At 57.2% G+C, this 22,266-nt stretch carries 15 protein-coding genes; 8 read left to right on the top strand and 7 right to left on the bottom strand.

Annotation, left to right across the window (positions count from 1 at the left end; translation table 11 throughout):
• Positions 1 to 2 precede the first annotated feature (2 nt).
• Both mmsB and J7382_RS04705 read left to right on the top strand, forming a co-directional pair.
• Positions 3 to 875 carry a 3-hydroxyisobutyrate dehydrogenase gene (gene mmsB, locus J7382_RS04710; protein WP_209067665.1) on the top strand — a complete coding sequence of 291 codons (873 nt, stop codon included), beginning with the start codon at positions 3 to 5 and terminating at the stop codon, positions 873 to 875.
• Between the two features lie 200 nt (positions 876 to 1,075).
• A complete protein-coding gene (locus J7382_RS04705; protein WP_209067662.1) occupies positions 1,076 to 2,653 on the top strand; it encodes a Hint domain-containing protein in 1,578 nt (525 codons plus the stop codon).
• Positions 2,654 to 2,768: 115 nt separating this feature from the next.
• On the opposite strand, the gene uvrA is transcribed toward J7382_RS04705, so the two are convergent.
• The gene (gene uvrA, locus J7382_RS04700) at positions 2,769 to 5,630 is read right to left on the bottom strand and encodes an excinuclease ABC subunit UvrA (protein WP_058240643.1); all 2,862 of its coding nucleotides are present in this window, start codon (positions 5,628 to 5,630) and stop codon (positions 2,769 to 2,771) included.
• Positions 5,631 to 5,864: 234 nt separating this feature from the next.
• Positions 5,865 to 7,259, bottom strand: coding sequence for a dihydrolipoyl dehydrogenase (gene lpdA, locus J7382_RS04695; RefSeq protein ID WP_209067660.1), 1,395 nt, complete (start codon positions 7,257 to 7,259; stop codon positions 5,865 to 5,867).
• 160 nt (positions 7,260 to 7,419) lie between these two features.
• Between lpdA and J7382_RS04690 the strand changes: the two genes are divergently transcribed.
• The gene (locus J7382_RS04690) at positions 7,420 to 7,878 is read left to right on the top strand and encodes a hypothetical protein (protein WP_209067658.1); all 459 of its coding nucleotides are present in this window, start codon (positions 7,420 to 7,422) and stop codon (positions 7,876 to 7,878) included.
• A gap of 11 nt (positions 7,879 to 7,889) precedes the next feature.
• Here J7382_RS04690 and J7382_RS04685 read toward each other — a convergent pair whose 3' ends face one another.
• The 4 genes from J7382_RS04685 to J7382_RS04670 form a co-directional block, all read right to left on the bottom strand.
• Positions 7,890 to 8,477 carry a DUF924 family protein gene (locus J7382_RS04685; protein ID WP_209067656.1) on the bottom strand — a complete coding sequence of 196 codons (588 nt, stop codon included), beginning with the start codon at positions 8,475 to 8,477 and terminating at the stop codon, positions 7,890 to 7,892.
• A gap of 223 nt (positions 8,478 to 8,700) precedes the next feature.
• A complete protein-coding gene (locus J7382_RS04680) occupies positions 8,701 to 9,972 on the bottom strand; it encodes an MFS transporter (RefSeq protein ID WP_209067654.1) in 1,272 nt (423 codons plus the stop codon).
• 135 nt (positions 9,973 to 10,107) lie between these two features.
• Entirely contained in the window at positions 10,108 to 11,163 is a 1,056-nt protein-coding gene (gene queA, locus J7382_RS04675) for a tRNA preQ1(34) S-adenosylmethionine ribosyltransferase-isomerase QueA (RefSeq protein WP_209067651.1), read from the bottom strand.
• A 14-nt stretch (positions 11,164 to 11,177) separates the two neighbouring features.
• Positions 11,178 to 14,630, bottom strand: coding sequence for a DUF3971 domain-containing protein (locus J7382_RS04670; protein ID WP_209067648.1), 3,453 nt, complete (start codon positions 14,628 to 14,630; stop codon positions 11,178 to 11,180).
• A gap of 87 nt (positions 14,631 to 14,717) precedes the next feature.
• On the opposite strand from J7382_RS04670, the gene J7382_RS04665 reads away from it, so the two are divergent.
• The 4 genes from J7382_RS04665 to J7382_RS04650 all read left to right on the top strand — a co-directional run bounded on the left by J7382_RS04665 (position 14,718) and on the right by J7382_RS04650 (position 18,037).
• Positions 14,718 to 15,179, top strand: a complete 462-nt coding sequence (locus tag J7382_RS04665; protein WP_209067645.1) for a peroxiredoxin — start codon at positions 14,718 to 14,720, stop codon at positions 15,177 to 15,179.
• A 13-nt stretch (positions 15,180 to 15,192) separates the two neighbouring features.
• Positions 15,193 to 16,023 (top strand): ferritin-like domain-containing protein, encoded by an 831-nt coding sequence (locus J7382_RS04660; protein WP_209067644.1) that lies wholly within the window; start codon positions 15,193 to 15,195, stop codon positions 16,021 to 16,023.
• Between the two features lie 204 nt (positions 16,024 to 16,227).
• On the top strand, positions 16,228 to 17,541 hold the full coding sequence (locus J7382_RS04655; protein ID WP_209067642.1) for a M23 family metallopeptidase: 1,314 nt from the start codon (positions 16,228 to 16,230) through the stop codon (positions 17,539 to 17,541).
• Positions 17,531 to 18,037 (top strand): polymer-forming cytoskeletal protein, encoded by a 507-nt coding sequence (locus tag J7382_RS04650; protein ID WP_209067640.1) that lies wholly within the window; start codon positions 17,531 to 17,533, stop codon positions 18,035 to 18,037. The genes J7382_RS04655 and J7382_RS04650 overlap by 11 nt, the downstream gene beginning before the upstream one ends.
• A 130-nt stretch (positions 18,038 to 18,167) precedes the next feature.
• Here the strand turns inward: J7382_RS04650 and J7382_RS04645 are convergent, their stop codons facing one another.
• Positions 18,168 to 20,489, bottom strand: coding sequence for a methyl-accepting chemotaxis protein (locus tag J7382_RS04645; protein ID WP_209067638.1), 2,322 nt, complete (start codon positions 20,487 to 20,489; stop codon positions 18,168 to 18,170).
• Between the two features lie 615 nt (positions 20,490 to 21,104).
• Between J7382_RS04645 and J7382_RS04640 the strand changes: the two genes are divergently transcribed.
• Positions 21,105 to 22,208 carry a 50S ribosomal protein L11 methyltransferase gene (locus J7382_RS04640; protein ID WP_209068248.1) on the top strand — a complete coding sequence of 368 codons (1,104 nt, stop codon included), beginning with the start codon at positions 21,105 to 21,107 and terminating at the stop codon, positions 22,206 to 22,208.
• Positions 22,209 to 22,266 lie beyond the last annotated feature (58 nt).

Below are 22,266 nucleotides of genomic sequence, written 5' to 3'. Positions count from 1 at the left end.
CCATGAAAATCGGGTTCATCGGATTGGGCAACATGGGCGGACCAATGGCCGCCAATCTGGCCAAGGCGGGCCATGACGTTATCGGATTTGACATGGCCGATGTTGCCATTGAGGGCGTGTCCATGGCCGAAAGCGGGGTCGCTGCCGCCGCACAGGCTGATGTGGTGATCACCATGCTGCCCAATGGCCAGATCCTGCGCGCGGTCGCAGAGGATGTCATCCCGGTCATGGCTCAGGGCGCTGCGCTGGTGGATTGTTCAACCGTAGACGTCGACAGCGCGCGTGCCGTTGCTACACAGGCCGCAGAGGCAGGTCTGCTCGCTGTGGATGCGCCGGTCTCCGGCGGCGTTGGCGGAGCCGCAGGTGGCACCTTGACCTTTATGGCCGGTGGGAGCACCGAGGCTTTCGCCAAAGCTGCGCCTCTGTTTGACATCATGGGCCAGAAAGCCGTGCATTGCGGCGACGCGGGCGCAGGTCAGGCCGCCAAGATCTGCAACAATATGATCCTCGGCGTGACCATGATTGCCACCTGCGAAGCCTTTGCACTGGCCGACAAACTTGGACTGGACCGACAATCCATGTTTGACGTTGTCTCCACCTCGTCAGGCTACAGCTGGACCATGAATGCCTACTGCCCGGCACCCGGTGTTGGCCCACAATCTCCTGCAGACAATGGCTATCAGCCCGGCTTCGCGTCAGAACTGATGCTGAAAGATCTGCGCCTGTCACAACAGGCCGCCCAAAGCGCAGATGCAGATACACCGATGGGCCAAGCCGCTGCGGCACTCTATGAGCAGTTTGTCGAAAGCGAAGGTGGCCTTGGTACGGATTTTTCCGCCATGCTGCCCCGATTTGAAAAACGCGGGCGGGGCTGACATAGCCCTACAAGCTGAAAATACGCACGACAAAAAGGGCCCGCCGCATGGCGCGGCCCTTTTTCACTGCCTGCACCAGGCGCCGCTAATTTTGGTTAAATTTTCCTTACCCCAGCCCTGATCCCGCCACGATTGACCCACAACCTGCTGTGAACGAGCGCGCAAAAGCGCCTAATCATCGCGCAGCAGGGGGCAGCCAAATGCCAACGGCCACAGAACTCAACATCAACACATCTGCGACGGCACAGCAGATGGCCAATGAAATCTTCGGCGACCCCAGCCGTATCGTTTCTGCCGACTATACTGGGGACCCTCTCAGCTCTGGCATCTATACCGGCGCCGACAGCACAAGCCCCGGTGTAGCCCCTGCGGACAGCGGCGTCATCCTATCGACCGGGCATGTGTCTGATTTCACGAACAACAGCGGCACAAGCAACACCAACGAACGCAGCAATACCTCCACCGACACCTCAGGGCAGGACAACAATGCGCTGTTCAACGCCGCCGCCGGCGCGACAACATTTGATGCCTCCTATCTGACCGTAGATTTCAACGGAACTGCGGGCGAATTGCTGACCATTGATTTTGTGCTGTCCTCGGAAGAATATCCAGAATTCCTGAGTTTTAACGATGCGATTGGCGTCTGGGTAAATGGCGTTGAAGCCCAGATATCCATTGGAGATGGCTCCGCCAGCATCGGCAACATCAATGATGCCAACCAAAACATCTACAACGACAACAGCAACGATCAGTTCAACACAGAGATGGACGGCTTCACCGTCACCCTCACCTTTGTGGTGCCACTTCAGGATGGGGTGAACGAATTGGTCATCGGCATCGCAGACGCTTCAGATGCGCGGTTTGACTCCAACCTCCTGATCGCCGGAGGCTCCGTACAAAGTGCGATAGTGGCGCAAGACGACGCGCTGTCCGTCAAATTTGGAGGCACACGTGTCCTGAACGTCCTGGACAATGACAGCTCAAGCGCTGGCCCCACGCTCGCCATCACACATATCAATGGGATCGCCGTCAGCGCCACAGGCGCAGGTGGGCTGCCAAACAGCGTCACCCTCTCAACAGGCCAGGTGGTGACATTGAATGCCAATGGCACCCTGACCGTAGATGCCAACACCGACAATGAAACGGTCTATTTTAATTACACGATTGAGGACACAAGCGGCGCAAGCGACACTGCGCTTGTGGAAATCGAGCAACGCGCGCCGTGCTTCACCGCAGGCACTTTGATCCAAACCTCAGAAGGTCATCTACCAGTCGAGGAGCTTCGCGCCGGTATGCTGCTCAGAACTCTGGATTCCGGATATCAGCCTATCCGCTGGATCGGGCGCTCGCACATCACGCCCCGTTTTGAAACCCTGCCGATCCGCATCAAAGCCGGTGTTCTGGACAACAAAACCGATCTGGTTGTTTCTCCGCAACATCGCGTCCTTTTGCGAGGTGCTTGGGCAGAACTGTTGTTTGGATGTGAAGAGGTTCTGGTAAAGGCCAAAGATCTGGTCAACGACAAGGATATCCTGCGCGAGCACACAGACCAGACCATCACCTATTTCCACATTCTCATGCCCCAACATGAGCTTTTGTTTTCAAAGGGCCAATGGTCTGAAAGCTTCCTACCCGGCCCGATGACGCTGAACAGCTTTGACCCTTTCGCTAATCGCTCGCTGCGCCAAGTCATCGCGCAACAAGCACATGACAGGCAAGACACAGCCGCCCGCCCAAGCCTGCGAAGCTTTGAGGCACGGGCGCTTCTGGCGGCATAGGCGCTTGAAAAACCAGCTATGAAACCGATCACTCACAAAGATGGCGCAGCTGATCTGGCCGCGCCATATATGTGTGTCAACACATGCAGCTACGCACACCGATGGACCGCCTGCCCTACTCCGCGGCCACTTTTTTCTTCGGCGCAAGCATGTCCTTGAGATAGCGCCCGGTGTGGCTTGCCGCCACTTTCGCCACTTTCTCCGGCGTGCCTTTGGCGACAATCTTGCCACCGCCATCGCCGCCTTCCGGACCAATATCGATGATGTGGTCTGCGGTTTTCACCACATCCAGATTGTGCTCAATCACCACAACCGTATTGCCCTGATCCACCAATTCATGCAGCACTTCAAGAAGTTTGCGCACATCCTCAAAATGCAGACCTGTCGTGGGCTCATCCAGAATATAAAGCGTGCGGCCAGTAGAGCGCTTCGCCAACTCTTTGGAGAGCTTCACCCGCTGCGCCTCACCACCAGAAAGCGTTGTCGCCTGCTGCCCCACCTTGATGTAGCCCAACCCCACCCGCATCAGCGCATCCATCTTGTCACGAATGCTTGGCACCGCTTTGAAGAAGTCCTGCGCCTCTTCCACGGTCATATCCAGCACATCGGCAATGCTCTTGCCTTTGAAGCGGATCTCCAGCGTCTCGCGATTATAGCGCGCGCCTTTGCAGGTCTCACATTCCACATAGACATCGGGCAGGAAGTGCATCTCGATCTTGATGACCCCGTCGCCCTGGCAAGCCTCACAACGTCCGCCTTTCACGTTGAAACTGAACCGCCCCGGCTTATAGCCGCGCGCCTTGGCCTCCGGCAGCCCGGCAAACCAGTCGCGGATCGGCGTAAACGCCCCGGTGTACGTCGCCGGGTTTGACCGTGGCGTGCGCCCAATCGGCCGCTGGTCAATGTCGATCACCTTGTCCAGATGCTCGAGCCCCTTGATGGTTTCACAGGGCGCAGGCGTCTGGCGCGCGCCGTTGAGGCGCATGGAGGCGGTTTTAAACAGCGTCTCAATGGTAAGCGTAGATTTGCCACCCCCAGACACCCCGGTCACACAGACAAACTTGCCCAGCGGGAAATCTGCCGTGACTTTCTTCAGGTTATTGCCCGTGGCCTTCACAACGGTGATCTGTTTGCCATTGCCCTCACGCCGCTCTGTCGGCACCGCAATTTCCCGCGCACCTGAGAGATACTGGCCAGTCAAAGATGCAGGATCTGCGGCAATATCCGCAGGCGTGCCTTTGGAAACAACCTGCCCCCCATGCACCCCGGCCCCCGGGCCGATGTCGAACACATAATCCGCCTCGCGCACTGCCTCTTCATCATGCTCCACCACAATCACCGTATTGCCTTGATCGCGCAGGTTCTTCAGCGTTGTGAGCAAGCGGTCGTTATCACGCTGATGCAAGCCGATGGAGGGCTCATCCAGCACATAGAGAACACCGGTCAGACCAGAGCCAATCTGGCTTGCCAGACGGATGCGCTGGCTCTCCCCCCCCGACAAGGTGCCGCTGTTGCGCGACAGTGTCAGATATTCCAATCCCACATTGTTCAGGAATCCAAGCCGCTCTTGAATTTCTTTCACAATCGCCCGCGCGATCTCCTGCTTCTGTTTGGTCAGGCTCGCCGGAACACTCTCAATCCAAGCCAGCGCCTCGCGGATCGACAACTGCACCACATGGCCCACATGTTTTTCCGCGATCCGCACCGCCAGCGCTTCTTCGCGCAAACGATGCCCACGGCACGCGCCGCAAGGCCGGTTGTTCTGATAGTTCTCAAATTCTTCGCGGATCCAATTGCTATCGGTCTCCCGATAGCGGCGCTCCATATTGGGGATCACGCCTTCAAAAACGCGGGTCACATTGTAAACGCGCCCACCTTCGTCATAGCGGAATTCAATCTCTTCATCGCCGGAACCATATAAAAACACCTGCTGCACATGTTTGGGCAGATCTTTCCACGGCGTGTTCTTGTCAAACTCATAGTGTTTGGCAATTGCTTCGATGGTCTGCAGGAAGTAAGGCGATTTTCCTTTCCGCCACGGCGCCAGCGCCCCGTCATAGATCTTCAGCGTGACATCCGGCACCACAAGTCGCTCATCAAAGAACAGTTCCTTGCCAAGGCCGTCACACTCCGGGCAGGCCCCAAAAGGCGCGTTGAAGGAAAACAGCCGCGGTTCAATCTCAGGGATGGTGAACCCACTGACCGGACAGGCAAATTTCTCACTAAACGTGATCCGCTCCGGATCGCCCTCTTTCGGCGCGGTCTCCAGCACGGCAATGCCATCGGCCAGATCCAGCGCGGTGCGCAGGCTGTCCGCCAGCCGGGTTTCCATGCCTTCACGCACCACCAGACGGTCGACCACCACGTCAATGTCATGGCGGAATTTCTTATCCAGCGTCGGCGGCGTGTCGAGCTCATAGAACTCCCCATCCACCTTCACCCGCTGAAAGCCCTGCTTGCGCAGCTCCAGAAATTCCTTGCGGTATTCGCCTTTACGGTCGCGCACAATCGGGGCCAGCAGATAGCCGCGTGTGCCATCCTCCAGCCCCATGATCCGATCCACCATATCCTGCACCTGCTGCGCCTCAATCGGCAGGCCGGTGGCCGGCGAATAGGGCGTGCCCACACGGGCAAACAGCAGACGCAGATAGTCATAAATCTCCGTCACCGTGCCCACAGTTGAGCGCGGGTTCTTGGAGGTCGTCTTCTGCTCAATAGAAATCGCCGGCGACAGCCCGCTGATATGATCCACATCCGGCTTTTCCATCATATCAAGGAACTGACGCGCATAGGCGCTCAGGCTCTCGACATAGCGCCGCTGCCCTTCCGCATAGATCGTGTCAAAGGCCAGCGAGGATTTGCCGGAGCCCGACAGGCCGGTGATCACCACCAGCTGATCGCGCGGAATATCCACGTCAATGGATTTCAGATTGTGCTCGCGCGCCCCGCGCACCTCGATATTTTTCAGCTCGGCCATCAATACCCCCAACGGCTGCAGCAGCAGGCAGCGCCCGCACGGACTCGCCCCCAACAGTTATCGCGAACATACAGAGAACAAAACCATTCGCCAAGCCCGTTCGCAAGGCTCACACATAATCTGCACTGTTTACGTTTTGAAGGCCCGAACGGATGACGAAGCACCGCACAAGCGCTTTGCGAAATGGAAAAAGACTCCGCCTTTGCGGAGCCTCCAGAGTAGCGCCTTCAAAACTCAGATATGGATCACCCGATCAAAGGCATCCAGCACGCTTTCATGCATCATCTCGCTCAGCGTCGGATGCGGGAACACGGTCTCCATCAAATCGGCTTCTGTGGTCTCAAGTTGGCGCCCCACAACATAGCCTTGAATCAGCTCCGTGACTTCCGCGCCCACCATATGCGCGCCCAACAGCTCTCCAGTCTTGGCGTCAAACACCGTCTTCACCATGCCTTCAGGCTCGCCCAACGCAATCGCCTTGCCATTACCGATAAAGGGGAAGCGCCCTACCTTGACGTCATAGCCCAGTTCTTTGGCCTTGGCCTCGGTATAGCCCACACTCGCCACCTGCGGATGGCAATAGGTACAGCCCGCAATGCTTTCGGGTTTCACCGGATGCGGTTTCCCACCCGCGATCAGTTCCGCCACCATCACGCCCTCATGGCTCGCCTTATGCGCCAGCCACGGCGCGCCAGCGATATCGCCAATCGCGTAAAGCCCCTCCACACCTGTGGCACAATACTGATCGGTCACCACATGGGTCCGGTCAATCTTCACCCCCAGCGCTTCCAGCCCGAGGTTCTCCACGTTGCCCACGATCCCCACAGCAGAGATCACCGTGTCAAATTCCTGCGTCGTGACCTTGCCACCGGTCTCGATATGGGCGGTCACCTTATCCTTGGCGCGATCCAGTTTCTTGACTATGGATTTTTCAAGGATTGTCATGCCCTGTTTGACAAATTGCTTTTTAGCAAAGGCACTTATCTCGGCATCCTCAACCGGCAAAACGCGGTCCATCACCTCCACAACGGTCGTCTCTGCACCGAGTGTGTTATAAAAACTCGCGAATTCAATCCCAATGGCACCCGAGCCAATCACCAGCAGTTTCTTGGGCATATGCGGCGGCACCAGCGCATCTTTATAGGTCCAGACCCGCTTGCTATCCCCTTCAAGCCCCGGCAACTCCCGCGCCCGCGCTCCGGTGGCCAGCACAATGTTCTTCGCGCTCAACTCTTGGACACCTTTGTCACTTTTCACAGAGACCTTGCCGTTGGCGGGAAGCGTCGCCTCGCCCATAAAAACTTCAACCTTGTTCTTCTTCATCAGGAAGGCCACGCCCGAGCTCAGCTGTTTCGCCACCCCGCGAGAACGTTTCACAACCGCGTCGATGTCATACCCAATGCCGTCCGCTTTGAGGCCAAATTCCTGTGCCCGCTCCATCAGGTGAAACACTTCTGCTGAGCGCAACATGGCCTTGGTGGGAATACAGCCCCAGTTCAAACAGATGCCGCCCATATGCTCGCGTTCAACAATCGCCACTTTCAGCCCAAGCTGTGCCCCGCGAATGGCGGCCACATAGCCTCCTGGCCCCGCGCCAATGACGATCATGTCGAAGTTCTTGCTGGCCATGCTGTGTCCTTTGCCTTCCGCTGCGTCGTGTGGCGAGCCTAGTGCAGTTTCAGACCGGCTTCAACAAAGGGAAACGCTCGTTTAACGCGCATTATTCACTGGCGAACACGCGGCAAAAGCGTCACACTGCGCGCGCCATCCATCATCAGGGAACCCACCGATGAAAACCGTGAAAGACCTTCTGGTCGCCATGATCAATGCCACGCTTATTCTTGTCGCACTCTGCCTGTTTCTGCTCTGGCAGCTTTCCGGCACCGCAGAACGCGTCGTATCCAGTTTTGCCCAAAACCTCCAGATCGTGAAACCGCTTGAGGAAAAGGTCACAGGACTGCACAGCGAGATCACAGATTTACGCAGCGATCTGGCCTCCATCTCTCTGGAAAACACCGCCCTGAATGCACCGGCAACACAGCGCCTCCAGGCACGTGCCGACGCGCTCGATGCACAATTGTCTGAAATCAATGCAAGCCTCGCCAGCCTTGCCGCTGCTCCAGATCGCCTGATGGGCACGGCCATTGATCAAGCGAGCACGCGTCTTTCTGCACGGCTGGGCGATCTGGCCAGTTGCTATCTGCCGGATCAAAGTGCTGCGATCGACACCGCAGCACCCAACCAGTAAACCACGTAAAATCAGGCCGCCTGACCTGTGGCGGCCTGCAGTTCCCGAACGGTGCGCCCGTAACCACCCTGAGAAACATAAAGCGTTTCCACTTCTGAGGAAGGCCGTGCCAACGCATCATTGCGATACGGGAAACGCCCAAACTTCCGGATCACTTCACGATGCGCCTTGGCATGCAAAAGGTTGCTGCCTGCATCATCCATACGATCAAGGAACATTCGGACACAGCGCTCCTGATCACAGAGATTTTCCGAATGCATCAGCGGCAAAAAGAAAAACTGCCGCGCAGCACCGTCAATTTTCTGATCCCACTTCTTATGCAGCGCCGCTTTGGCCGCCGCCAACGCCTTGCGATCCGTGGCAAAGGCCTTGCCGGTTCCCCGGAACATGTTGCGCGAAAACTGATCTGTTACGATGAGATAAGCCAATGTGCCGCTGGGGTATGTCAGCCATTGCCCCAAGCCCCCGGCCTGCGCCTTTTCCCACACGGCCAGAAACCGCTGACGAATGGCTTCATCCAGCTCGTCTGACACCGCGTACCAGCCCTGCGGACCGATCTCATCGAGCCAAAATGCGAGCACTTCCTCGGGACCAATCATGCCCCTCTCCTCCTGCCTTTTTCTCCCTCACGGGAGGTCCTGTCATGAAAACGTTACACAGAAGCCGGCGCCAATGAACAGTCACAAAATGCAACAGAGAGACATACCGCGCGACTATCGGCGCTAACAGAAAACATCATAGATCTGACGCTTTGCACGCTGATGCAGCAGGCCTTTGCAAGCGGGCCAAACTGCTCAGTGCTCGGCCCGCGCGCCACGCCGGTCACCCGGCCGCAGCTTCCTGTTCTTCTTCCAGTTCCATCGCGGTTTCGATGGCCACCTCCTGTGCGACCTCCACAGCCACAACAGAGGCGGTCGGCATCACGGCAGTATAGCTGCCGGTTTCTTCCACCGGAGCTGCCGGACGACGTGTGGTCCGATAACCGGCATAGATGCCCGTCGCCGCAAGTAGGAAGATCAGATAGGTGAAAAAGCCGCTTGGCCCCATCACATCCATCGCCCAACCTGTGATCATCGGACCCGCAATCGCGCCCACGCCATTCACAAACACAAGCCCGCCAGAGGCCGCTGCCATATCCTCATAGTCAAGGAAGTCATTGGCATGCGCGATCAACATGGAATAGAGCGGATTGGAGAACCCTCCAATAAACAGCGCCGCAATAAGCAGCATCGGATAGTTGTCGCCCGCAAAAAAGCCAAGCGTTCCGCCCGCCGTACCAATCGCGGCCACGATCATGATCAGCACACGCCGATCCATCCGGTCGCTCAACCAGCCCAGCGGATACTGGAAGATCGTCGCGCCAATATAAAAGGTCGCGATGAACAAACTCAGCTCACTCAGGTTCAGCCCAGCACGGGTCGCAAACACCGCCGACATGCCAAACTGCGCAGAGAACACACCGCCCAGCAGAAACATGCCCACCACACCCAAGGGAGAGTTGTTGAACAGCTCTTTCAGGCTCATCGGTTTGGTGGTGTCAAATGCAGGTGTCGGCGAAATCGACAGCAGAATGGGCGCGAAGGAAATCGAAACCAGCACCGAGGGGATCACAAACAGCAAGAATCCCGTCGCATCCGGCACGGTCATCATCCCCTGCGCGCTCACGATACCGATCATCTGCACGATCATATAAAGTGACAGCGCCTTGCCACGTGTCTCATTGCTCGCGGCATTGTTGAGCCAGCTTTCCGCCGTGACATACACGCCCGAAAAGCAGAACCCCATCAGCGCACGGCCCAAGATCCAGGCAATCGGATGTTCCAGAGTTGGAAACAGGATCAGAACCGCAGAAATCATTGAGGCCAAGGCCGCAAACACCCGCACATGCCCCACCCGTCGGATCATCTCCGGCGTCACGCGACTGCCTCCAAGGAAGCCGACAAAATAGGCCGACATCACCATCGACATCTCAAATGTCGAAAAGCCAGCCCCTTCGCCACGGATCCCCAACAGGGTCCCGTGCATCCCGTTGCCCACCATCAGCAGCAACATTCCAAGCAGAAGCGGCCAAGCGCCTTTAATAAATTGAACCATAATGCGCCCCTTCGCGCGATCGTCTCATATTTGCGCCCATATGCAAAACGCCCTCTGCGCCATCGCATTCATTCGCGACAGCGGCATGTCGTTTTGTCTACCTCAGCGGATTAAACGCGGAATTTCCGCAGCGGACTATGCTGCCGGGATCAACAGAGAGGCGTCCCCATACGAAAAGAAGCGATAGCCCTCCTCAATGGCATGGGCATAGACCTGACGAATCTCTTCTTGGCCCAGAAGCGCGCTCACCAGCATCATCAAGGTGGATTTGGGCAGATGGAAATTGGTCATCAGGGCATCGGCCACCTGAAAGGCAAAGCCGGGATAGATGAAAATATCCGTCTCCCCTTCCCAAGGCGCAATCTCTCCTGTGGCGTGGGCCGCGCTTTCAATAAGACGCAGCGCTGTTGTGCCCACCGGGATCACCCGGCCTCCTGCGGCTTTGGTTTCTTTTATCTCTGCGACGGCCTCTGCACTCACACGCCCCCATTCCGCGTGCATCTTATGCTCTTTGACATCCTCCACCTTCACCGGCAGAAAGGTGCCGGCCCCGACATGCAGGGTCACATGAGTGAAAGAGACTCCGCGCGCGGCCAATGCCGCCAACAAGGCTTCATCAAAGTGCAGAGATGCGGTTGGCGCAGCCACCGCGCCGGAATTCTTTGCCCAAACCGTCTGATAGTCGGTCTTGTCCTTTTCATCCGCTGCGCGTTTGGCCGCAATATAGGGCGGCAAGGGCATATTCCCGGCCGCTTCCAGCGCCGCATCAAAATCCGGACCCTCCAGATCGAACTGAACCAGCCCCTGTCCCTCTTCCTTGGAGAGCAGACGCCCTTTCAGACCGGCCGCAAAAATAATCTCTTCGCCTTCACGGATCTTTTTGAGCGGCTTGATCAGCGCCGCCCATGCACCACCTGCGCGCGGCTCGAGCAGGGTCACGTCCATACGCGCCTGCGTTTCGCCTTCCGGACCGCTGCGCACACGATACCCCGACAGACGCGCGGGGATCACCTTTGTATCATTGAGCACCAGCCGATCGCCGGGCTGTAACCATTGCACCAGATCGGTGACCACACCATCCGTGATGTCAGCCCCCTGCGCCACCAGCAATCTGGCAGAGCTGCGCGGGTCTGCGGGCCGTGTCGCAATCAGGGACTCGGGAAGATCAAAATCAAAATCAGAAAGCTGCATTGTGGCTCGTGTCACTAGTTGGAGAGATCAGGCGGTGGACGGCGGAAAATCTCTCTAAAGAAGCCCGGCGTCAAGACCGAGAGTGGATTGACGGATATCTCCGGATCCTGTGATGGCCCGCGCAATGTGTAGTTGAAGCCAATCAACCCTTCGCCTCTGCGCGACACAGGGCGGCCCAGCACATTCACCGCATAGAGTGGCGACAGCGTGCCCTGCAAATCAAACCAGCTTTGTGCAAACCCGTAGCTGCCATTGGCCGAAATCCCCATTGAGGGTCCCACCGCGCTGGCCTCCCCCACAATCAGCCGCTCTGGCGTAATGCGGAACCGCGCAAAAACTTCACTGAACAGCAAACCAGGACCACTGAGCTGTTCGATCAGGCCCACCACGCTGATCGCGTTGAGCAACTCTGCAATGAGCGGCACTTGCTGAACTTTTAGCTCCCGCATCGTGAGCGTACCATCATACTCCCCATCCGCAGCACGGGGGACCAGATCCAGCGACAAACGTCCTTTGGTTGCAGATTTTACTACACCCATGGCCACGGCGATTTTCCCGCCCTGTTCAGATTGCGCCTGCACTCTGAGCCCGTTCTGATGCGGGGTGAGCGTCCCCTGCACAAACGGCCCGCCATTGAGATTGCCGTTAAAGCTGCCGGACAGACCGCCTCTCTGCGGCGTCAACTCTGCCACAGCTGGCGCAAGACGTATGCCATCCGTCACAATGATTTCACTCACCTGCGCGGAAAGCGGCCCCATATCCGTGCTCGACGTCCCACTTCCGGTGGCTTTCGGCATCCGCCGCATGTCCAGGCGCCCACCGGTCACCACAATGGCCGGTGGCGCGCCAAGGCCACGACCTCGCAACTGTCCCTGCCCCTGCAGCCAATTTCCAACCCGGAAACTGTCGAGCTCGGCAACATCCAGCCCGCCGCCCTCTGCGATCGAAATACGCCCCGTGGCCGACAGCCCTGCTGCCTCCAGCGTAATCGCATCCACAGACGGTCGCTTGCCAAGCGTCATTTCAACGTCAAGCAGCCCCGTGCTCTGTGCCCCTTTACGCCAGCCCAGCGGGGGCGCTGACAGAACAACCCCTTTCAGGTCTGATGTCAGCGACAGCTTAGGTGGCTTATCTTTCACGATCTCCATATCATAGGTCAGCAACCCCTGCTCGCGCACAGTGCCCTTAGGCAAGCCCACATCAAAGGTCTCAAGCGCCGCCGCACTCAGCTCCGCAGTGCCACTCAACCAGCTGCGGCCCTCGTTTTCCTTGCCGCCAAACATATGCCAATGCGCCTGCACCGGGATGCCAGCCAAATCGCCGCTCCCCTTCAAATCGACCCGCTCTGGCGTCGCATGCACAGTCAAATCCCCACGCATCACTTTGCCCGGCAGAAAATGATCGCTCACCACATTGCTCAGGGTTCCGCGAATGTCATAGACCACTTCTTCAACCGGCAATTTGTCCTTGAGGATCAGATCAATGGTCCCTTCCAGCGCCGCTTCACCGGGCGCAAAATCAACCGGTAATTTGGCTTTGGTGAAAAGCTTCAGCGGTTCCCGATCCAGCAATGACATCACCGCCGTTGTCGAGCCTGTAGCCTGCGCACGCACCAACCCCGGAGATTTCTTGATCCGCGTGTCCAAAACAACAAAGCTTGAGCCGCTCACATCCAGAAACCCGCCCTGATCCGCCTGAACATAGCCCTCTTCCACGGCGATATGCAGCTGGTGATCCTGAAGCACACCAAAACCACTGCCATTCACAATGGGCGGCATGGTTTTGACTGCGCGCACGCGCCCATCCTCAAACACAAAGTCTAAAAACACATCCGGCATATCACTGCCATTGGAGCGCACCGCCAGATCCACATCCCGCACGGTGCCTCCTAAAATATTCTCAGACACCCATTTGCGCGGCTTGGGCTTGAAACTGTTGGGCCAGACTGCAAGCACATCTTCGGCCTGCACGCGGTCCATATGCCCGTTGAGCGCATAAGCCCAATCCGCTCCCTCTGTGCCCAGCGTACCATTCAAAACGATTTCATTTTCAGATTGTCGGACAACCATCTGCCCCAGATCCAGCTCAAACGGATCCAGACGCAACCGGAAATCCGCATAGCTGCGCTCCAGACGCACCGGATCATCCTCCAGCGCGCGCGGATTGGCGCGAAACTCATTCAATGTCAGCTGCACCAGAAATTCCTGCGGCAGACCTTGCTGAAAATCTCTCAGAAAGGCCTCACCAAAGGCGGAGACCCGCATCAGGTCACTGTCGATGGAGAGCTCATCAAAGCGGATCGCCCGCCGCTCAGGGCTATAAGTCAGATAGCTGCGCATGCCCTGAAAGGGGATCGGCTGCACTTCACCACCCGGCTGCACCACACCATCACTGATCTGAAGGGTCGCATTCACATTGCCAAGCGCGCCTTCCGCATCAATCTGCCCCCGCAATGCGCCAGAGATTGGCGCGCGTATGATCTCCAACCAATTCAGTGCAGGCCCCTGCGAGGCGATGTCCTGACTGGGCAGATCCTCAAAGTTCAGCCCAAACTCGGTTTCACGCGTGCCGTAAAATGTCGTCAGCGAGGCTTCGATGGTACTGGCATAGCTACGCCCCCCCAACAATGTGAGCTGCGAAGAGACATCCACGCGCTCGGCATCACGCCTCAGCGAAATATGACCGCCGTCCACAGTCCAGGCCCGCCGCTCACGCAAGTCCTCAAAGCGCAGGGTGACGTCTTCCACGCGGAAGGCATTCAGCGCGGCCAGCACCGGCACGTCCAGAAACTCCTCCAACTGATCTCCGAGTGTCGTGATATCTGTATCTGTCTGAAGCGCCCCTCCGCCCACTGCTGGCCCCAGAGCAATCCGCACACTGCCGTCTTCAAGACGCAGCGCCGTCAGCGACACGCCCGCCACCAGCACCTCTCGAAAGGCAATCTGACGTTCCAGAAGAGGAGCAAAAGCCAAGCGCGCATCCACTTGCGTGACATTCACCGCCCCGCCCCCTTCCGGTGGCAAAATACGGACACCACGAAGTTGAATGCTGGGATCCCAGTCATCCTCAACCATCACCGCGATGGTCTCAATCGCCACATCGAAATTCTGCATCTGCGCATTCAGCACACCTTCAACGCGGCTGCGCATCCAGTCGGGCAACGCAAAGGGTTTGCCACTCAGAACAAACACAAATCCCGCCAGCGCAATCAGCGGCACAAGCAGGCTGAAGAGTGCGATCACACCATAGCGTCGCACCCGCCTTGGCGGGCGTGCTCTGCCGTCTGCGGTGACGTCAGTCTCTCCTGTGCTGATCTCGGCACCCTCTGTCTGCGTATCATGCGTGTTACATGAGGATTCGGAGATATCGGAAGGTGCACCTTTTCCCTTGGGCGCGGAGCTATGATCGCCGTTCTCTGTCAGGGTTGATGCCTCTGTGTGTTCTGCTATGCCGGTGCTCGTGGACAAAACTATACCCGCAAGCCAAGCCCGACCCAAGGCCGGATCAACGTCAACGCAGCGTCCGCGCGGAAAAGGGCCCAACAGGAGCAGACCATGATCGCAACCGACACAAATGCCCCCGATTTCACTCTCCCGTCTACCGACGGCGCAGAAATCACCCTTTCCGCGCAACAACCTGCACCGGTGGTGCTGTTTTTCTATCCTCGCGACAACACGCCGGGCTGCACCAAGGAGGCCATCGGCTTTTCGCATCTGGCGGAGGAGTTTGCCGATGCAGGCGTGAAAGTCTTCGGCATTTCCAAAGACAGCATGGCAAGCCATGACAAATTTGTGGCCAAGAAAGAGCTGACCATCCCTCTGCTCTCTGACGAACACGGCTCCGTCTGCGAAGACTATGGCGTCTGGGCGGAGAAAAAAATGTACGGCAAAACCTTCATGGGGATCGTGCGCGCCACAGTTCTGATTGACGGCACTGGAAAAATCCTGCGCACCTGGCCAAAGGTCAAAGTGGACGGCCATGCCGAAGAGGTTCTGGACGCAGCAAAAGCCCTCTAAGAAAGACCCTTTGATGACGCAAAGTCTTGCAGAAATGGCGGTGGAGGTACTCACCACCGCCGATGGCCGCGCTAAGACGGCCATTTCCAAACAACATGCGGCCACCTGGTTTGCTGCGCGCGAAGCAGGCACGCCGCTGCCTATCGGCACCGCACAGCCTCCGCTGCGTCCGGCACGTCCAGAGCAGCCGGAACTGCTGGATCCGCGGGATGTGCCGCGCCGCAAACCCGGCAGCCCGCAAGGCCGCATCGCCATGCTGCACGCGGTGGCCCATATCGAACTGAACGCGGTGGACCTGCACTGGGATATCATCGCCCGGTTCGCCGATGTGGAGATGCCACTTGGTTTTTATGACGACTGGGTGAAATCCGCTGCCGAAGAATCCAATCATTTCAATCTGATATGTGACAGCCTTGAAGCCAAAGATAGTTTTTATGGCGCCTTGCCGGCCCATGCGGGGATGTGGCGCGCTGCCGAGGATACGGTGGACGATCTGATGGGACGCCTTGCCGTGGTGCCCATGGTGCTTGAGGCCCGCGGTCTGGATGTGACACCGGGTATGATCCGCATCTTTGAAAACGCCAAGGACACCCAGACACTGGAGGCCCTGCGCATCATCTACGCCGAGGAAGTCGGCCATGTGGCCTATGGCTCCAAATGGTTCAATTTCCTCTGCGGTCGGCACGGCCTCGATCCCAAGGCGGAATTTCACGGGCTGGTGCAAAAGTACTTTCACGGCGCACTCAAGCCACCGTTCAATGAGGAAAAACGCGCAGACGCAGGTCTGCCACCAGATTTCTACTGGCCTCTCGCCGATGAAGAGCCCCCCGCCTACGCGCGCTGAAGCATGTTGGCCTGCCATAAGCGGGTTATCGCCGGTATGCGGGCATTTCTTTGCCCGCTTATCGACCATTAGGTCAAACATCTTGCCGGACCTGTCACAGACGGCTAAACCCTTGCCCCAAGATGCTGGTTAACAGGCGTTGCCAATAATGCGGCCCCGGGGGACTGGGCCACATCGGGATGGGACAAGACAAGGAATACGTCCGTGAGAACACGACTCGCGATACGGCTGCACGCACTGCTCGAACGCTTTTTTCCGGAAAGACGGCTTTTCTTACGATCAGATACCGACACGCGGTTCATCCGTCTGCGTCCCGGCACGCAGCTCTTTGCTTTCGCTGGTGCCTCCGCCGTGGTCGCTTGGGCGATCATCGCAACAGCAATCCTGTTGATGGACAGTATTGGCTCCGGCAATTTTCGCGAACAGGCCAAACGCGATCAACTGACCTATGAACAGAGGCTCAACGATCTGTCCGCAGAGCGGGACGCACGCACTGCAGAGGCGCTCGCCGCGCAGGCGCGCTTCAACTCGGCTCTGACGCAGGTCTCCGCCATGCAATCCGAACTGCTGGCTTCAGAAACCCGCCGCCGTGAACTCGAAACCGGTATCGAAGTCATCCAATCCACCCTGCGCCGGACCATGAAGGAGCGGGAAGAGGCGCGTGCTGAACTCATCGCACGCGATCAGGCACAAGCCGAAACCCAAACTGCCCTCATTGGCAGCTCGCCTCTGGGCAATGACATGCTAGACGTGCTCTCCACCGCGCTGAATGAAACCGCCGCAGAACGCGATCAGGTCTACGCCGACGCACAGGAGGCGCTTAAGGCCGCAGATGAAATGGAGCGCGAGCTGCTGCTGATGGAAGAGAAAAACGATCAAATCTTCCGTCAACTCGAAGACGCCATGACAGTCTCTGTGGAACCGCTGACAAAGATGTTCACCGCCGCTGGTCTGAACGTAGACAGCCTCATGAATGAGGTGCGTCGCGGCTATCAGGGTCAGGGTGGCCCAATGATGCCACTCAACTTCTCCACCAAAGGCGGCGAGCTGACCGCAGAAACCCTGCGCACCAATCGTCTGCTCGAACAGCTTGACCAGCTCAACACCTATCGCATCGCAGCAGAAACCGTGCCCTTTGACAATCCACTCAAATCCGCGTTCCGCTATACCTCGGGTTTCGGAATGCGCTGGGGCCGGATGCACAAAGGCACCGATTTCGCCGCCCGCTACGGCACGCCGATCCATGCCACGGCCGAAGGCGTGGTGATACACGCCGGCTGGCTTTCCGGCTATGGGCGTCTTGTAAAAATCCAACATGAGCATGGGATCGAGACACGTTACGCGCATCTGGCAAAAATCCGCGTAAAAGTCGGTCAAAGAGTCTCGCGCGGAGATCGTATTGGTGATATGGGCAATTCTGGACGGTCGACCGGCACCCACCTTCACTACGAAGTGCGTGTGAACGGTCGCGCAGTGAACCCGATGACATTTATCAAGGCTGGAAGAGATGTTTTCTAAAAGCAAAATCAACGAACCCGCACCGAAGTCTGACGCGCCGGCCAAACCTGCCGCTGCTGAAGCTGCCCCAATTCCGGCCGCACCCGCCAAAGCGAGCGAGTTCAAATCCGCGCCAAAGGCAAAACCACCGGCCTCTGTGCTCTCCTCTGATCTGCACATCACGGGCAATCTGAAAACCTCCGGTGACATCCAAGTGGAAGGCACTGTTGAGGGCGACATCCGCGCCCACCTGCTGACGGTGGGTGAAACCGCCACCATCAAAGGTGAAATCATCGCGGATGATGTTGTGATCAACGGCCGTATCATTGGTCGTGTGCGTGGCCTTAAGGTCCGCCTGACCTCTACCGCACGCGTCGAAGGTGATATCATCCACAAGACCATTGCAATCGAAAGCGGCGCGCATTTCGAAGGCTCCGTGCAGCGTCAGGACGATCCGCTGAACCCTGGCAAAGCCGCTCCGGCCCCTGCCGCCGCAGCAGCGCCTGCAGGCAAATAACCCATTGCACATGACATAAAAGCCGCCGTGTTAAGCATACCACGGCGGCTTTTTGTTGCTCAGATCATGTCTGTGCCCATAAAAACGGCCCCTGAAGGGACCGCCTGTCGCTCCAAATGATCACATCGACCTAGAAATCCGCCCATTGTTCATTGGCGACCTGTTTTATCTCAGGTACATAGGCAACCTCGACGCTCTCTTCCTCTTCTGCGTCTTCCGAGATCTCTTGAACACCAACTTGGGGCGCATGCGGCTTGACCTCATTGATCTTGAACTGCCGCACATGCTCAATCAGCTTATCCGCATCAGAACGCAGCATATGCGAGGCGGCGTTGTTTTCTTCCACCATCGCGGCATTGCCCTGTGTAACTTGATCAAGCTGGGTCATGCCGGTGTTGATTTCTGTCAACGCCACCGATTGTTCGCGCGAGGATTTGGAGATTTCCGCAACCAGATCGGAGATTTCCTGTACCTGGCCCACAATAGAGGTCAGCGCGTCGCCGGTACGCCCGACCATGGCAACGCCCCGCTCCACCTGCTGCCCACTGGACTCAATCAGGGATTTGATCTCCATAGCGGATTCCGCCGAACGCCGCGCCAGGCTGCGCACCTCAGAAGCCACCACGGCAAACCCCTGCCCGGCCTCTCCGGCCCGCGCGGCCTCAACGCCAGCATTCAGCGCCAGCAGATTTGTCTGGAAGGCGATATCATCAATCACACTCACAGTCTGCTTGATCTGGTTTGAAGACTTCTCAATCGCGGTCATTGCGGCAATCGCTTCGGTCACAACCTCACCGCTTTCTTCTGCCCGTCCACGGGCGTGACGCACAGTGGTCTCAACGTTTTCCACGGTCTTCACCGAAGACTGAACCCCATCTGTCACTTCGGTCAAAGCCTGCGCCGTCTGCTCCAGTGTCGCCGCTTGTGCTTCTGTTCGATGTGCCAGCTCATCCGCAGATCCGGCAATCTCCTGTGCCCCGTGATTGATGCTCTCCGCCGTATCACGCACCGAGTATACCAGCGCACTCAGCCCATCTACGGCCTGATTGAGGCTCGTGCTCAGCACCTGATGCTCTTGCGGGAAGTCATCCTTCAGATGCGCCCGGAAATCGCCCTGTGCCAGGCTGATCAATTCCGCGCTCAGTTCATCCACCACACGCTGATTGGTCTGCTGAACCTCCTGCTCTCGCGCCTGCGCCTCAGCACCTTCCTTGAGACGCACCTGCAGCTTGGCAAGTGTTTTTGAAATGAAGCCCACTTCGTCTCCGCGGTCCTGACCTGCAATGACCTGATCGTAGTTTTGCGCGCCAACCTCTTCCATCTCACCTGCCAGATGTTCGATGCGTTTGATCACGCCACGCAGCACAGACCACACCAGCAAACACAACAATACACCTGTGATCACCAGCTCAATGATGCCAACAAAGATCGACTTGTTGATGAACTGCATGGCCTCAGCCCGATCAATTTCCAGCACCATCCCCCAATGTTCTCCATTGGGGATCGTGACATCTGCTGTCTCCGCAACAACATCATGACCATTCAATCCGGTGGTATGTTCAAAATGAGCCTCACTCCCACTCAGGGCGAGCTGAATTTGCTCAAGCTCTGGCAGGGTTTCCAAGGCATCATGACCACCGTCATGGCGTGATGCCGTCAAAGCGCGCCCGAAGTTATCGACCAGATAAACCTCCCCGGTCTCTCCAAGAAGCTCAGACTCTGCAACCAGATGCTCAATCTCATCCATAGGCACTTGAATCGCGACCACGCCAAGCTTGCTCGCGCCGTCAAACACAGGCGCCGCCATAAACAGCGCTGGCGCCGCACTCGGCGCATAGGTGGAGATATCCGTCATAGCGAACTCGCCCGCAGGCATGTTCAGCGCGGTCCGATAAACTTCACCCAGACCACTATCGGCATATTTGCCCGCTTTAAAGTCACGTGCGAAGTCATCTTCCTTGCGCACGGAGTAGATCAGACTGCCTGCGGTATCAAAGAGGAACATATCGTAAAAATGCTGCGCCTCGATGTACGAACGCAGACCCACATGATGTCTTTGATGGGCCTCTGTCCACTCTGATGGCTGGCTGGAGGCCACCAACGCCGAACGCGCATCTGCGCCATGGGGGTTGCCAGTAATGTACTGCGCGCGCAGTGTCTTCTCTGCGCTGCCACCCAAGGCGCTCCAGCCGTCCGTAAACTCCGCCACCGCAGCCCGCACACCAAAGCTTTCTGCAAGAGCCCCAACGCTTTTACGGCTGTCCTGAAGCCATTCTTCTACGATATCGCGTTTCTCATGTATGAAGCTCTCGTAAGCGAATCTATGGTCCTCCTCAATCGCACTCGCTGCCTGTTTAAGTTGTAGAGCGCTGCTAAGAGACACCAGAACCACAGCTGGCACTGCAATCGCCAACGGCAATTTCCATGCGAGCTTTACATCACGAAACTTCATCGTCTTCACCTTCCAATTCGAAGCTCTCAAGTGGCTTCAAACCGATGATTTGTGATCAAAACATTGAATTACAGTTAAATAAGGTATGGTTTTCCGTTCCATATCGCGGGTTTATGCGGAAACTGAGAGGAGGTTGCCACAGACCATCAAGCCAAGATCGTCACAGAAAAATCACCCTCACCGGCCCAAGACGCCCAGAGAACACCTAATCTACGTATTTATACCTATAGTTGTATTCTCTCGACATGTACCACACATTGTCTCCGACAAAGCAGAACGCGAAAGCCTTGGAAGGTCCGGAGCAAGTTCGCGACCGAGGCTCACCTCGCAGTTTCAAAAACGCCCAACAAACATGCATTTACACTGCATTTTTAAAGAGCCCTTCAAAGTCTGCCATCCGCTTCGATCAAAATACTTCTTTTCGTCCGTAAGACGAACAGACCTTGGGCGCGCCTCCAGTCCTATTTACATGATTTTTCACCGTCACTTTCCTGCATAAACGCACCCGCAAGACTGTGTCTGTGTTTTTACCAAACTTTAAACGCGCGCCCTCAATAAAGAGGTCAACGGGATTTACCTAAAAAGGAAGACAAGTTGTTAGAAAGACAACCCGAGCTGTTTTACGGCACAAACCACCCACTCTCGGCGACCGCTCCAAACACTGCAGATGCTGATGCGCTTGTAGCGCAGGCGGAAACCACGGCTCTCAGTGACGGTGGTATTGCCGCCGCCACCCTTCTAACAGAAGCGCTCGCCAAGACGCCCGACCATCATGCAGCACAGCTGCTGCTAAATCAGTTGCACCATATGTTTGTGCCACGTTGGCATTTTCCAATGATGGCAGATGCCGCACGCAATCGCGCCTACGCCGAGGCCATCAACGCCAAAGTGCAACCGGGTGACATTGTATTGGATATCGGCGCGGGTGCCGGCCTGACCGCGATGCTGGCCGCCCGCGCCGGTGCGGGGCATGTATATGCAGTGGAACAACAGCCGATGATCGCTGAGGCCGCCCAACAGGTCATTGCGGACAACAACCTGTCTGACAAAATCACTATCCTTTCCAAGTGGTCACATGACATTATCATTGGCAAAGACATGCCCGAACGCGCCGATGTTGTGCTTTCCGAAATTGTCGACAGCAACCTGCTGGGCGAAGGGGCACTGGCCACACTCAAACATGCAATGATACATCTGGCCAAGCCCGGCGCGCGCTGCATACCGGAAAGCGGAATTTTAATGGCGCAACCTGTGCAAAGCGACGCGCTGACAGAAACCATGCGCCCGCAATCTGCTGAAGGGTTTGATCTGTCAAGCTTTCACAAATTCTCTCGCATGGCACAGATCACACCCAATGATGCCGCCGCGCTGCCGCTGTTCCCGCTTGGGCCAGCCGTGCCTCTCTTCTACTTTGATTTCACCAATCCAGACATCGCCCCTGCAAGATCCGAGCAAACCCTGACCTGCGACACAGAGGGCACAGTGCATGCCGTGGTCGTGAGCTTTCAAATGCAGCTATCGCCGGGCATCCTTGTCTCCAATGATCTGAGGTCTGATGGTCATTGGGGGCGCACGGCCTATCTGCCAGAGGTGCCCATGCCGGTCACAGCGGGCACCGGTTTGCCTGTTATCGCACAGCATGACGCCACCAAATTGTCACTCTCATTCAATTGCGGCGGCGAAGACAGCGGTGCCCACACAACCTTAACACTGCAATAGGGCCCACAAATCAAAAGGGCCACGTATCGGTGGCCCTTTCTACAGGCAGTATTCCTGC

Origin of the sequence: Shimia sp. R11_0 (assembly GCF_017744035.1) — a bacterium.
Lineage (GTDB): Bacteria > Pseudomonadota > Alphaproteobacteria > Rhodobacterales > Rhodobacteraceae > Shimia > Shimia marina.
The sequence above is the reverse complement of the archived record's forward strand: the minus strand, read 5'-3'. Positions and strand labels throughout refer to the sequence as shown.